The following is a 14,827-nucleotide window of genomic DNA, read 5'->3' as shown; positions in this document are numbered from 1 at the left end:
GTCACACTAGAGGTAGGGTCGCAATTTAGCCAGATTTTGTCTCCATCATCGGGTCAAGATACATATTTCCCTTGCCCATCCGCCCATCCTTGCTGTTATGACTAACCTGCCTGAATTTCGACATATATTTGTGATCGAAGATCAAAAAGCCCGTCGTATTATTTCCTTGGACGAACCCACCTATTCCATTGGACGGGAATCCAGCAATGATATTGTCATTTACGACCAGGTAGTATCCCGCCACCACGCCACCCTAATTCGCATCAAACCCACCTCCCAAAATGAAGGTTATTCCTACCGGATTTTAGACGGGGATTTGGAGGGCAATCGCAGTACCAATGGTCTGATTATCAATGGACAGGATAGTGAATCCCACGACCTGCAACACGGGGATGTGATTTTATTTGGTAGTCAGTCCAAGGCTAGTTACTACATCGTTTCCACTTCCTTGGAAATTGCCATGTTCAACCCCCTGGAGGCCATGTCCTTAGAAGACTTGTCTCGCCAAAGTTTGGGGGAGTACACCAGTAAGTCCACCATTATAAATGAGCAGGAACAGGAAGCATCCCGTTTGGCCCCTAGTTCTGCTGATTTGGTGCGTTTTTCTTCCTTTGCTGAGCTTAGTCCCCATCCCATTGTGGAAATTGATTTCAATGGCAAAATTGTTTATCTGAATCCGCCGGCAAGTATTAAGTTTCGGGATATCAATGACCTAGGCGTCAGCCATCCTATTTTAGAAGGTCTGCTCAACCAAGCCCAAAATGTACGGGGCAATTTGCTTTTGCGGGAAGTGAAAAGTGGCGATGAATGCTATGAGCAATACGTCCATTATCTGACTGAAAATCAAATTATTCGTAGCTACTTAATTGACATTACCCGACGGCAACAGGCAGAAGATAGCTTGGCCCAACATACTTTCTACGACCCCATGACCGGGCTACCCAACCATGCTTTTTTTGAGGAGCAATTGGCGATCGCCTTGGCAAAGGTACAGCGAGATCAAAGTCGGCTGGCTATCCTGTTCCTCAATTTTTATAATTACGAGCGGATGATCAATGCCTTTGGACTAGGGTGTGGAGAAATATTGCTGAAAACCGTAGCCAAACGCCTGAGTCAGTGGACAGAAAAAAGGGGCTTGGCCTGCCGCTGGCAGGGAAAACAGTTTGCCATTTTGCTCAAGGAACCGGGGGACAATCAAGCCTTGACGGAAATGGTGAAGGAAATGCTGGCCATGCTGGAAGAGAGCATTGACGTGGCCAAACAAAAAATTCACCTCAAGGGTAAGGTGGGCATCGCCGTTTACCCCGATGGGGGTACTGATGGGGCTACCCTATTGAAAAATTCCCACACTGCTCTAGAACAAATTAAGGAAAAACATTTTGACTCCTTCGCTTTCTTTAACGAAAAGGCCGCCTCTAAAGCTAACCTGTTTTTCCGACTGGAAAACCTACTCTACGAGGCCCTGGACAAGCATCAGTTCTACCTAACCTACCAGCCCATCCTCCAGATAACTACAGGGGAAATTACTGGCATGGAGGCCCTGTTGCGTTGGCACCATCCCGAAATTGGCGAAATTTCTCCGGTTAATCTGATTCCCTTGGCAGAAAAAACTGATTTAATTGTACCCATCGGCGAATGGATTCTAAGGACGGCCTGCCAACAGAATCGGCAATGGCAAGGGGCCGGGATTCCCCCCTTACCTGTATGTATTAACCTCTGCCTCAACCAATTCCAAAATCCTCACTTGATTGCCAATATCCAAAGTATCCTAGAGGAGAATCAGTTGGAGCCCCACTGGTTGACCATTGAGGTGACTGAAAGCATCATTATGGACAACATTGATTATTCTCGCCGGGCCATCGAACAGTTGGCCACCATTGGTGTTAATCTTTCCCTCGATGACTTTGGTATTGGCCTAGGCACTCTGTCCTGCTTGCAACAGTTTAAGATTCCCGCCGTCAAGATCCACGAGTCCTTTATCAAAGATTTGGAGCAGAGTCCCGTCAACGAGGCGATCATTACCAGCATTATGACCCTGGGAAGAAAATTGGGTGTTCGCATCATCAGTGAAGGCGTAGAAACTCAACAGCAGTTGGAAGTACTACAAAAACTGGAATGCCAGGAAATACAAGGTTTTTGGTTTAGTAGGCCCCTCAAAGTTGATGCCGCGACGGAACTTTTGAGTCAAAATAAGATTAAGGCTGATCCTCTGGCATAACTTAGAATTAATAGATCCCAGATTCTCTATGAAGCAACACATACTAGTTCTAGAAGATGCCAATCAAAGAAGAACAATAATCTTAGACGAGCAACAGTATTCCATTGGTCGCCATTCTGGTACTAGCATCCAGATTCACTCCCGGCAGGCTTCCCGGCACCATGCCACCCTGATGCGGAAGACTAATAGTAAAACTAACGAAGAGTGTTTTTGGATTATTGATGGGGATCTAGAGGGCAATAAAAGTCAAAACGGCGTCTTTGTGAATGGGGAAAAACGCCTCATTCACGAGCTAAAAAATGGTGACCTGATTAATTTTGGCTGTAGCATCAATGCCAGTTACCACGTTACTGGAGAGGGGTTTGGGGAGTCTTCCTCCCAGCCAGTGGAAATATTGCCCCAGACTTCTCCCTATAATGAGGCGGTTTCCGCTCAGATTGCCTCCAGCTATAACACCAGGGAAGGGGTTGATTTGTTGGCTGGCTCCAATGATGAAACGTTTCACGAGCAATCCTATCTTGATACGGCAACGGATTTGCCCAATCAGACTCTGTTTTTGGAGTACTTAAATATTGCCCTTTCCAATGCCCGTCGTCACCATGCCCAGGTGGGGGTTTTACTCTGCCAGATTAATAATTGGTCTGATCTCAAGCGCAAACGGGGAGACGCGGTGGCCAATGCTTTCCTACAGGAAGCGGGGCAAAAACTGAAGTCAAATTTGCGCAATGGAGATATTGTTTCCCGTTGGGATAAAGATGAGTTTATTTTTCTGGTGTCCAAGGTACAGGATACTAGCAGCCTGTTGGGAATTGCTCAACGCTTGATGAAACCGGTTTTAGCTCCGGTGACGGCGGGGGGAAGACCGTTCCAGCCAGAGATTACCTACGGGGTGGCCCTCTATCCGGTGGATGGGGAGCAGGTGAATGACTTGATCGGTCACATTAGAGAAAATTTACAGCAGTTGTTACCCCAACCCACCAACCCGGGGTCAGGAGAGGCGGATGACCATATAGAAACAGCGGTGGATGTGCGCATCGGTGCCCCCCAGCCGGTGCCAGGACTTTCTGACTCTGATCAAAAGCGTTTGGCGATCGTAGAAAAGCGTTTACTACGGGCGTTGGAACAACATGAGTTGGAATTGTACTATCAGCCCCAGATTAATTGGCGTAAAAAAACTATTGAGGCCATGGAGGCGTTTATCCGTTGGCAACATCCCCAAAAGGGCCTACTGCCCCCGGGACAGTTTTTGCCGTGGAGCGACCAAACGGAATTTATGGTGCCCCTCACTCGGTGGATTTTAGAAACTGCCTGTCAACAAAATGTCCTGTGGCAACAGCAATTGCAAACTCCTTTTTTAGTTTCCGTTAATATTTCTGAAAAGCAGTTTTATCATCCTTTACTTAAAAATATGGTCATGGAGGCGATCGCCATGGCCAAGATGGAGACCCATTACTTGGAGTTAGAAATTCAAGAATCCACTGTGATGAAGGATTTTGGTCTGGCACAGCAAATTATCACCAACTTACATAACTACGGCGTGGGTTTTTCCCTAGATGATTTTGGCACCGACTATATGTCCCTCCGTTGTCTCCAGGATTTACCTTTTCAAAAGCTAAAAATTGACAAATCCCTAACGGCACAGTTACTAGAACAAACCGATAACGTTCCTAATTTAACCATGATGGAAACCCTGATCAATCTTGGTAAAACCTTCAACCTGAAGGTGGTGGCCGAGGGGGTCGAACAGGAGGAACAGATTAACATTTTAGATAGCCTCAATTGCTTTTTCATGCAGGGCTATTGCTTCAGTGAACCGTTAAATATTCTGGCCGCCAATAGCTTTTTGCACAAATACATTGCGGGTAATTAGAACGTGTTTGGCAAGTTTTATTCCGCCCCCTAAATCTCCCAATAATGGGAGACTTTCACTCAGTTTCCCCCCAAAATTGGGGGCCAGGGGGCTTTTCAAACAGGCTCTTAGGTTCAGTTTTAGAAGCTTTTTGCTCCAGAGGAGGCAACGGTAGGATAGACTGAATATTACAAATTGTTAATGCGGACCTTGAAGCCGCTTGCCCGTTATGTCTCTTCCCATCCGCAATGTCGCCATCATTGCCCACGTTGATCACGGTAAAACCACCCTTGTTGATGCTTTGTTGAAGCAATCAGGCATTTTCCGGGAAGGGGAAGACGTACCGGTGTGTGTGATGGACTCCAACGATCTGGAACGGGAACGGGGCATTACTATCCTCTCGAAAAATACGGCGGTCCGCTACCAAGATACGTTAATTAATATTGTCGATACCCCTGGCCACGCTGATTTTGGTGGGGAAGTGGAACGGGTGCTGGGTATGGTGGACGGTTGTGTGTTAATCGTCGATGCCAATGAAGGCCCCATGCCCCAAACTCGGTTTGTGCTCAAAAAAGCGTTGGAAAAAGGTCTGCGCCCCCTGGTGGTGGTTAATAAGATTGATCGTCCCCGGGCCGACCCCAACACCGCCGTGGATAAGGTATTTGATCTATTTGTGGAACTGGGGGCAGACGATGACCAGTGTGATTTCACCACTCTGTTTGCTTCTGGTTTAGGGGGCTTTGCTAAAGAAAGTCTGGACGACGATTCCGAGGATATGAAGCCTTTGTTTGAGGCGATTTTGCACCATGTCCCGCCCCCGGCCGGCGATCCGAACAAACCCCTCCAGTTACAAGTGACTACCCTGGATTATTCCGATTATTTGGGACGGATTATTATTGGCCGCATCCACAACGGTACGGTTAAAGCCGGACAACAGGCCGCCTTGGTGAAAGAGGATGGTTCGATCGCCAAAGGAAAAGTTAGTAAACTCTTGGGTTTTGAAGGGTTGAATCGCATCGAACTGCCAGAAGCCAGTGCCGGCTACATTGTGGCGATCGCCGGTTTTGCCGATGCCAATATCGGTGAGACTTTGACCTGTCCCGATGAACCCCAGGCTTTGCCCCTGATCAAAGTGGACGAGCCGACTTTGCAAATGACCTTTTCGGTCAATGATTCTCCCTTTGCGGGCCAAGAAGGCAAATTTGTTACCTCCCGTCAGATTCGCGATCGCCTCAATCGGGAATTGGAAACCAACGTTGCTCTACGGGTGGAAGATGGGGAAAGTGCCGAGCAATTTTTGGTCTCTGGTCGGGGGGAATTGCACCTCGGTATTTTGATTGAAACCATGCGACGGGAAGGTTATGAATTTCAAGTGGCCCAGCCCCAAGTGATTTATCGCGAGGTCAACGGTCAACCCTGTGAACCAGTGGAATATCTGGTTTTAGATGTACCAGAAGCGGCGGTGGGAGCCTGTATTGAACGGCTGGGACAACGACGGGGAGAAATGCAAGATATGCAAACCAGCGTCAACGGCCGCACCCAATTGGAATTTGTCATTCCGGCCCGGGGTTTACTGGGTTTCCGGGGGGATTTTATCCGCATCACCCGGGGGGAAGGCATCATGAACCACAGCTTTTTGGAATACCGCCCCATGAGTGGTGATTTGGAAACCCGCTATAACGGTGTCATGGTGGCCTTCGAGGAAGGGGTGGCCACATTCTATGCCATGAAAAACGCTGAGGATCGGGGCGTATTTTTCATTACTCCCGGCACCAAGGTTTACAAGGGCATGATCATCGGTGAGCATAACCGGCCTCAAGATATTGAACTGAACGTTTGTAAAACCAAGCAGCTAACCAACCACCGTTCGGCCACCGGGGACGAATTGGTACAGCTCCAAGCGCCGGAAGATATGAACCTAGAAAGGGCTTTGGAATACATTGGACCGGATGAGTTAGTGGAAATTACGCCGGAATCCATCCGTTTACGGAAAGTAGCCCGGAAAAAGTTGGTCAAACGTTAACAGAACAATGGGGCTTTGCAAGGTTTTAAAGGGGCAGAAAGGAACACCAATCCAGGCATAGTAACTTTCTATCCCTTTGGTTCAGTTATAGCCAATTCAATTAAGAGCGTGTTTGGAAAGCCCCCCTGGCCCCCCAAGTTTGGGGGGAAAGTAAGTCAAAGTCCCCCAGCATTGCCGGAGCTTTAGTGAGGAGATTTAGGGGGCAGAATCAGACTTTATAAACAGGTTCTAAGAATAATTTAAACAGGCTAACTAAAGTGGTCTTGGTAAAAGCTTTACAGCAAACGCTGCCTTCTTAGTCTGATTTGAATTAGCCATAACTCTCTTGTTTAGGCAAAAGAATTCCGTACGAGGAACTTTGGGAAAACGGGGAATTTGATACGGGCGAATGGCGGCATTTTGTACCGCTCCGGTTTGGTCCAATTCCCAAACGTGCACTAAGAAATTGGCAGCCATGGGGAAAGGTCAAACTCTCTCCATCGTGGGCTGGGGCCGACTGATAAGAATATCCAACAACAGTTGCATTTGATAAAGATTAAGGTAGGTGGGAAAATCTAAATGTCCTTTGAGAAGCATTTCCCGATAAATTTCCTGGCATTGTTGCAGATGTTCCACCATCCAAGGGGCATTATTGCTGCGGTATTGCTGGACTTCTGTTAAACCGCCAATGATTTTGCTCAAATCCTGGTCCTGTTGGCGATTAATTTCCGTACGGCATTGTTCGATAAAAACCTCGTTCATGCCCTCAATTTGTTGATATAAATCCGGCGCTAAATTGCCTTCAATCAACATCAGGCGATAGCTTTGTTTTAAACTTTCAATTTCCCTTAACGCTTCCTGGGGATTTTCCTGGGCCGTTTCCCGCAAATCGGCGATCGCCTGACGGTGGCCCACTAGGAACTTTTCCGTTTTCCGTTTGCGCCAACCCTGGAGCAAAAAGCCAATGGTGGTAGTGCCCAACAGCATAATGGAGGCGGCCTGGAGGGGTTTGTTCTCCTGAAGATAACGTAACCAAGCAATGCGGGGGTCTCCCTCCCGATAGGTACGCATAGCGGCGGGATGAATATACAGCAAGCCCTCATAAAGATTAACCGAACCATTCTCCGTTGCCAATTTGGGGTAAAACGAAGCGAATTGCCTAGAATTAGCAAAAATTGCCCAGGTCATTAAAGCCACTTTTTCCCGATTCATATTGGGTCTGGTTAATAAGGCCCCTCCGGTGGAAATGGTCAGAATGTCTTCCGAAGGAAATGGGGGCAACGCACGGTAGGTACCCTGGGGAATATAGGCTTTGCGGTAGGATTCAGGAAATTGCAAAGTCAGGTAATTAATGAAGCTTTCGCTCAGGGGCACAAAATCAACATTTTCCACAATGGTCAATTGTTCCCGCACTTCATCGCTGGCTTTAAACGGCCCCACGTACACCATGGCATCCAAGGGACTGTTGGGCGCAACGAAATTTTGCAAGCCCATACTCAAACCTAACTGGGTATAGGGTTGAATGGTCAAATTGGTGGAATCAAATAAGCGGGTGGCGGTGAAGTTGATGCCACTAGCTGGGGGGCCAATGCTGACTTTTTTACCCTCTAGATCTCTTAGGGTATTCACATTTTGATTTTTGCGGCCAACGATGTGGGCATATTCTTCAGTCAGAATGGCCACGGCAGCTACATCCCCTGCTTTCATGGCTTCGCTGGCCACGTCGAGTTGCACCATGGCAAAATCCACTTCCCCGTCCAATAGCCGTTGTAAATTTTGTTGGGAACCCTGGGAATCCTTGTTGTCCACCACAACAAGGTCAACGGTGGCCGCTGATTCCTGGATTTGTTGGCCAATGCGAACATAGGCGCTGAGCCCATTGCCAGTGGACAGGGTCACGGTGGCGGGTTTCCTGGTAGTGCAACCGACAAACACCAAGGGAAAAAGGGCAATCACAACCACAGCCCAGGGCAGTCGATTTTGGAGTAATTTCTGTAGGGAAAGATTATTTGCCAATGGGGACAGATTAAAAAAGTTCAAAACTGGATTGGGTATAAAAGCTATTGGCCCATGGGGGAAAGGGAAAATTCGGCTATCTCCAACCAGTCCTTAAAATTTATTGGAATTTAACTGATTATTTTAAGGATGGAATCCCTTGAAGATGGGCCGACCTCACCCCACTATGGTAATGGTTGCAAGAGGATTAGCCATTGTTCCAGGAATCAAGCTGATTTCCATGCCTTCTTTGGCGATCGCCGTGGCGGGAAATTGTTGTTTAGCTCGGTCCCATATGACATCCAACATTGAATCATCATGGCCAGGATCGTGGTGGAAGAGGATTAATTGTCTTACCCTGGCAGCCTGGGCCACCTTCACCGCTTCTTGCCAGGTGGAATGGCCCCAACCGACCTTGCTCATCTGGCGATCATAATATTCTTCGTCGGTATAGGTGGCATCAATGATCAACACATCTGCATTTTGGGCTAAAGCCAATACATTGTCATCCAGGCGATCGGGAAAATGTTCTGTATCAGTGATAAAAGCCACTGTAATGCCTTGCCAAGTTACCCGATAACCCATGGCTTCCCCTGGGTGATTTAAAGGCCGGGTCTGCAACTCAATGTTACCAATCACAACATCTTCCCCCACCTCCAAATCGTAAAAGGCCACAATGCCCTGCATCGTTTGCAACGGCACAGGAAAATTGGGGTGCAACATTTGCTCATGGAGCCGTTGTTCAATGGTTGTACCATCGGGGGTCGGTACACCATAAACTCGAAAAAAGTTACCGGGCCGGAAAGCAGGGGTAAAAAATGGAAATCCTTGGATATGGTCCCAGTGACTATGGGTAAAGAAAATATCGGCCGACACGCTCTCCTGGCTTGAGAGACTATCCCCCAACATCTTGATGCCGGTGCCTGCGTCAAAAATCAGTCGTTCCCTTCCGATCGCCATTTCCACGCAGGTGGTGTTGCCCCCATAGCGCACTGTGGTTGGCCCTGGACAAGGGATACTACCCCGTACTCCCCAAAATTTGATCTTGAATGTCATTGGATTGTCACTTCCTCTGGTTCCCCAGCAATGATGGCGGTAACTTCAACTAGACCCAGGCCAAGGGAGTGGCGAGGAAAGGCCTTCAGCGGGGATTGGTTAGCGATGTTCTTCTTGTACTTCCTTGATATTGTTTAATTCATTGACGTGGCCCAACTGGTCACGGACATCGTCGATAACCAAATTAAGTTGGGCAATTTTGTCTTCCAGGCGACGGCGAGCCAACTCAATATTTTCCTCACTATCGAGATTTCCTACCCCCTCAGTGTCTAATTTTTCCCGGTCGGGGCTTTGGGTAGCAGCTCGATTGGCCAGGACAGAACCCAAAATTCCCCCCACTACGCCACCAATGACCGTACCTAATAAAAATCCTCCGGCGAAGTTATCTTTTTGAGCCATGACTTTACTCCTGTTGTTAACGTTTGGGGGTGAATTTGTAATTATTTGATCACTAGTTTAATGGTGTTATCAAGTACCAAAGCAACGATCGCCTGCATCCCCTAGGCCGGGCACAATGTAACCCCGGTCATTGAGTTGTTCGTCAATCATGGCGGTGTAGATGGTCAAATTGGGATGGGCATTACTTAATTTTTGCAGGGCAGTGGGGGCGGCCACCACGGAGACCAAACGGATTAAATTGGCATCAATGTCCCGGGCCATCAGCAAATCCAAAGCAGCCATGATGGTATTACCCGTAGCCAACATGGGATCTAGCAACAAAAGATGGGTACCGGGGGCAAACCGCTCCGGCAACTTGTTCAGATACAGACTAGGTTCCAGGGTAGTTTCATTGCGCACTAAACCCAGATGGTAAATTTTTGCCAGGGGCAACAACCCCTGGGCCCCTTCCACCAGAGCCAACCCCGCCCGCAAAATGGGCACAATGACAAAGGGCGTTTGGGGGTCAATAAGACTGGCCTTGGCGATCGCCAGGGGAGTTTTCACTTCCGTATCCACCGTCGGCAACCAATAACGAGCGGCCTCATAGGTCAACCAACGTCCCAATTCCCCCATGGCAGTTTTAAACAAAACCGGCGGCGTGTTTTCATCCCTAGCTACCCCCAACCAATGCTTAATTAGAGGATGCTCCGGCACATAAACACGTAATTGAGAAGCCATGGGAAAACTTAAAAGTTAATATCTAAAATTTAATTTTGTTAATCTTGGCCGTTGGGGAACCGAAAAATGGGCTAAAAGTTAGGACGTGGTCTCACCGTCGGTAACAATTCACCGCGGAACTCCACTGTAGCTCAGATCGGGTTACCGGAAGTTGGGGCATTGGGAAGGGAAAGGTTTTCTGCCATACTTTGGGCAGGGATTTCCCCCAAGTTCAACGACAGACAGGCAAGCATTATGAGCAAACAACCATCCTTTGACGGCTGGCAGTCCATTGTGGGGGGGCTGATCGCCGCCTTGCTAGTCCTGCTGAGTTTTAACTCCTTTGTGGTGATTAACCCTGGTCAAGCCGGTGTGTTGAGTGTGTTGGGTAAAGCCCAGGACGGAGCCCTACTAGAAGGCATTCATTTCAAACCGCCCCTGGTATCGTCGGTGGATATTTACGATGTGACGGTGCAAAAATTTGAAGTGCCGGCCCAAAGCTCCACTAAGGATTTGCAAGATTTGTCTGCCAGCTTTGCCATTAATTTCCGCCTCGATCCCACCGAGGTCGTTACCATTCGCCGCACCCAAGGCACGTTACAAAATATTGTCGCCAAGATTATTGCTCCCCAAACCCAGGAATCTTTTAAAATTGCCGCCGCGCGACGCACAGTGGAAGAAGCCATCACCAAACGGAGCGAGTTGAAGGAAGACTTTGATAACGCCCTTAATTCCCGCCTGGAGAAATACGGCATCATTGTTCTGGACACCAGTGTGGTGGATTTAGCCTTCTCCCCCGAATTTGCCAAGGCGGTGGAGGAAAAACAAATTGCTGAGCAGAGAGCCCAGCGGGCAGTGTATGTGGCCCAGGAAGCGGAACAACAGGCCCAGGCGGACATCAACCGAGCCAAGGGGAAGGCAGAAGCCCAACGGTTACTGGCGGAAACTTTAAAAGCTCAGGGGGGGGAATTAGTCCTACAAAAAGAGGCGATCGAAGCTTGGCGGGAAGGGGGGGCTCCCATGCCCAAGGTTTTGGTGATGGGGGGAGAAGGCAAGGGGTCTGCGGTTCCCTTTATGTTTAACCTAACTGACCTGGCTAACTAGCGGCAGCGGGGAAGTTATAGGTCCCAGGGCTCCTGCCTGACCTTTAGGTCCATTCTTATAATCGGATTAATCGGATAACGCCATCTTTTCCACCGAGGTTCCCCATGGCAGGTAACGAGAATATTGCCGAACCCCAGCCGGTCTATACGGGCACCATTCTTTATCCTTCCCCCAGTCCCTATGCTTTGGCCATTACTCCTCTGGTCCAGCTCAAGAAAATTTTCCAATCCCTCTACACCAGTTTATTAAAAATGATGTGGCAGGAGTTGTGGGCGGGGGAGGTGCAAAACAATGAAGCTTTCAATCTCATCCTTTTTTTGATTTTTCTGCTTCTTTGTTGGTTAACGTTTAGCTTCCGTACCGCTAGCCAATGGTTGTTTACTTTATTCTTTCTTTTCTGGTTTATTGACAACTCCATTACCCATCGAAATTTTCAGGAAGGCCATTACATTCGTCGGGTTTACCTCCGTCGCCATGGGACAGAAAATTTACATTGGCAACTGCAACTATCCCACAGTGCTCCCCTCTCGATGGAGTTTAATCCAGGACAGGTAAGGGCCATTGGGGTGCGGCGACGGGAAATTAGGGGGGGAGCCTTTCAGGACAAATTGGCGACGGTGTGGCAGGGACAACTGCTTTTATACGATGGGTCTGATTGGATTTTTGAGGAAGATCAAAACCTCGACCCGGTGCTAGAGGCGATCGCCGTGATTCAAGAACTGCTCGGGGAACCGGTGCCGGTGGCTTTTGAAGCTAGCCATGGGTTGGGAGCCTATGCCCTTAATAGGATTACACCCCAGGAGGAAGCAAAGCTGTTACAACAAGGACAAGGGGTGGGGGTGAAAAGAACAGAGCGTAAATGGCAGATTTTTTCCCGTTGGCGCTGGGGGGATTCTTGGCTATTAATTCAACAGATTTTTCGAGAGTCGGGTTTCCTCTTATTTGTGATATTGATGATGGGATTTATGGTGCAATTGGGGGCTATTTTGGATGGTTTTAGACGGGCATTTGCTGGGGAGATGGTTTACGTTGAAATACCGGATAATTTCGGTTTAATGCTGCCCTGGCAGGATTGGCGCATTGGTCTGCCCCTATTGCTGGCGATCGCCATTATGATTTACCGGGGCTGGCGTCTGAGTCGGGTTAAGCACTGTGCTGTGGATCAACATTTTGTGCGGGCCAGTTTGGACCATCAACCCCTGGGTAAACTACCTACCGAGGCGGTGGAAACAGTATTGACAGTGGGACAGGACAAACCAGAAATTTTGGTCTTAACCGCCAGCCGTAGTCTAATCATTCCCTCTTTCCAACGGCTAGAAGAAGCCCTGGTGTACACCTGTGTCCTTACCAAGGCGATCGACGCATTCACCCTAGGCAAACACCAAGCAGAAGTTACTGAAACTACCACACATCCAAAGGAATTTGGGGGCGAACCTTGAGTCGCACCAGTACACCGGTCAAATTGTCATGGCCATTGTATTCATTGGCCGCCTCCATTAATTTTCTCAGGCCCCGGTCTACGTCTTGGCTGGAGCTAACATAGGGCAGCAGTAGTTCTTGCCAGTGTTCTTCGACAAAATCATTGTCGGAAATCCCATCAGAACAGAGCAGAATCAGACAATCTTCTTCAATTTCAAAAATTGCTACGTCCGGTTGGAGATAACTACTGCTATGGGGTCCCAAGGCCTGGGTCAACTGATAGGCATCGGGGCGAGCATAGGCCAATGTCGGATCCAGCCCGTTAAGAATGGCCTGTTGGCCCACCTCATGGTCCACCGTCAACTGCTCTAAACCATTTTTGCGGGTGACTCGGTAAATACGACTGTCCCCCACGTGGGCGATCGCCATGGTGGTGTCTTTAACTAGCATCATCACCAGCGTAGTACCCATGCGGCCACTGCCGGAACTAGCATTACTTTGATTAACTTCGTAAATTTTTTGGTTAGCTAGATTAATCCCTTCAGTGATGGTATTTTTGTCCGGCAACCTATTGGCCATGACAATTTGGAAATACTCCAGCAGGGTCTTGACCCCCATCTGACTGGCCACCTCCCCTGCCGCATGGCCCCCCATACCGTCACAGACCACATAAACCCCCTGGGCCTTGATGGTCTTGCCATGGTTATTACGATGGGTTTCCACACTTGTGGTGATACCGAAAAAATCTTCATTATGCTGTCGGTGCCCACCCCGGTCAGTGTAGCCCGCATCCACCAGGCTAATTAACTGCATAGGTAATACCGCTGTGGGGACATCGTCCACCTCTTCCGAGTCAAACACATTGACATCAGGCATGGTAACAGGATTAATGCTGGGAGCAACTTCCTCGCTTTTGAAAGCACTTTCTCCACTTTCTATCGCCGCAAAAACATCATCAGGAATTTGCTCAAAATCCACTTCATGGATAATGAAATTTTCCCCTTCCTCCTCCACCGTAATCACTAAATCTTCGATGTCCGCAAACAAATCATCTACATCTTGATACTCGCCCTGGGCCGCTCTTTGCAGTATGGCCAACAAGTCCTCCCCTGCCGAGGGTACCGGACTAAAATAACCATGTAACAGAGAGCCAAATTCCTCTAGGGAAACTGGCGTTCCGCCATTGGCATAAATTTGTTCTAGGGCGATGTTTTGGTCTTCATCAACTAGCAGATTTTGCCCCATCAACAGCCCTTTACCGCAGCCAGCCGAGGAAAGTTGCTGCCAGAGTTGGAAAAGTTGATTGATCCAAAAAACCATTTCCAATCCCGGCAGAGAGTCCCCTTCGTCCCGCAGCACATCTGCTAACACATCCCATTCGGAACGGTCCTCCATCAAGACAAAACCATAATCTCCGTCACACCAGGCATCGTAGACTTCGGGGATTTTGGGCATCAACACCGGAAAGCGAAAGTAGGGAATGATCGCCTTGGGTAAATTCAAGCTTGACCAAGTGTCATTGGCCATAATTTCCCCATCGGACATTTGGGGTAACCTGGTTAACAAGTCTCCCTGCTGGGACAACAACACTTTTAGTACAGAAGGCTGTAAAGGTTGGCAGTCCACCACCCTGCTTTTGAGCACGATTTGTTCCCCTTCCCCCACTTCATCCACCACAAATGGGTTTTCTTCCACGGGAGTGAGGAGTTGGTAGCGTTGACCCACATCAATGAAGTTTTCATAAAGCCTGATCCCTTGGGGATCAAAACTCTGTTCCGGTTTCCCATCCGGGCCCACCGCCACTGGCACCGTGACCAACACTGTTAATATCTGACCGGCGATCGCCCCGCAATGGGGACAATGGGCTTCTCCGTACTGCACCATTTCTCCGCACTGATTACAGGGATGCTCCTTCAGGGACGCCCCACACTTTTGGCAATCAGTGTTGCGATTAGGATTTTCGGCGGAGCACTGGAGACAGATCAGCATAATTTAGGCGAGACGCAATGGATTGAGATAACTGGGACAAACAACCACCAGTTTTTCCGGAAAAGATCCCACTTTGCCGCTAAAACAACAATTAAGC

The 14,827-nt window shown here is 48.6% G+C and carries 10 protein-coding genes; 5 read left to right on the top strand and 5 right to left on the bottom strand.

Features of this window, described 5'->3' with window-relative positions:
* Window positions 1–97: 97 nt before the first annotated feature.
* From H6G46_RS07160 to typA, 3 genes are all read left to right on the top strand, one after another.
* Window positions 98–2,218, top strand: a complete 2,121-nt coding sequence (locus H6G46_RS07160) for an EAL domain-containing protein (protein ID WP_010871392.1) — start codon at window positions 98–100, stop codon at window positions 2,216–2,218.
* Window positions 2,219–2,246: 28 nt separating this feature from the next.
* Entirely contained in the window at window positions 2,247–4,088 is a 1,842-nt protein-coding gene (locus H6G46_RS07155; protein WP_010871393.1) for an EAL domain-containing protein, read from the top strand.
* A gap of 208 nt (window positions 4,089–4,296) precedes the next feature.
* Window positions 4,297–6,090: a translational GTPase TypA gene (gene typA, locus H6G46_RS07150; protein ID WP_010871394.1), complete on the top strand. Its 1,794-nt coding sequence runs from the start codon at window positions 4,297–4,299 to the stop codon at window positions 6,088–6,090.
* Between the two features lie 465 nt (window positions 6,091–6,555).
* On the opposite strand, the gene H6G46_RS07145 is transcribed toward typA, so the two are convergent.
* The 4 genes from H6G46_RS07145 to upp all read right to left on the bottom strand — a co-directional run bounded on the left by H6G46_RS07145 (window position 6,556) and on the right by upp (window position 10,239).
* Window positions 6,556–8,109, bottom strand: coding sequence for a TAXI family TRAP transporter solute-binding subunit (locus H6G46_RS07145; RefSeq protein WP_231848043.1), 1,554 nt, complete (start codon window positions 8,107–8,109; stop codon window positions 6,556–6,558).
* 132 nt (window positions 8,110–8,241) lie between these two features.
* A complete protein-coding gene (locus H6G46_RS07140; RefSeq protein WP_010871396.1) occupies window positions 8,242–9,120 on the bottom strand; it encodes an MBL fold metallo-hydrolase in 879 nt (292 codons plus the stop codon).
* A 99-nt stretch (window positions 9,121–9,219) separates the two neighbouring features.
* Complete coding sequence (locus H6G46_RS07135) at window positions 9,220–9,519, bottom strand: thylakoid membrane protein (RefSeq protein ID WP_010871397.1); 300 nt, start codon at window positions 9,517–9,519, stop codon at window positions 9,220–9,222.
* Between the two features lie 69 nt (window positions 9,520–9,588).
* Window positions 9,589–10,239, bottom strand: a complete 651-nt coding sequence (gene upp / locus H6G46_RS07130; RefSeq protein ID WP_010871398.1) for a uracil phosphoribosyltransferase — start codon at window positions 10,237–10,239, stop codon at window positions 9,589–9,591.
* A gap of 234 nt (window positions 10,240–10,473) precedes the next feature.
* Here upp and H6G46_RS07125 point away from each other — a divergent pair, with 234 nt between their 5' ends.
* Window positions 10,474–11,322: an SPFH domain-containing protein gene (locus H6G46_RS07125; protein WP_010871399.1), complete on the top strand. Its 849-nt coding sequence runs from the start codon at window positions 10,474–10,476 to the stop codon at window positions 11,320–11,322.
* A gap of 104 nt (window positions 11,323–11,426) precedes the next feature.
* Window positions 11,427–12,761, top strand: coding sequence for a hypothetical protein (locus H6G46_RS07120; protein ID WP_010871400.1), 1,335 nt, complete (start codon window positions 11,427–11,429; stop codon window positions 12,759–12,761).
* On the opposite strand, the gene H6G46_RS07115 is transcribed toward H6G46_RS07120, so the two are convergent.
* Entirely contained in the window at window positions 12,724–14,730 is a 2,007-nt protein-coding gene (locus tag H6G46_RS07115) for a serine/threonine phosphatase (RefSeq protein ID WP_010871401.1), read from the bottom strand. The two genes, H6G46_RS07120 and H6G46_RS07115, sit on opposite strands and share 38 nt — an antisense overlap.
* Between the last annotated feature and the right edge of the window lie 97 nt (window positions 14,731–14,827).

Source organism: Synechocystis sp. FACHB-908 (assembly GCF_014698595.1).
Taxonomy (GTDB): domain Bacteria; phylum Cyanobacteriota; class Cyanobacteriia; order Cyanobacteriales; family Microcystaceae; genus Synechocystis.
The sequence above is the reverse complement of the archived record's forward strand: the minus strand, read 5'-3'. Positions and strand labels throughout refer to the sequence as shown.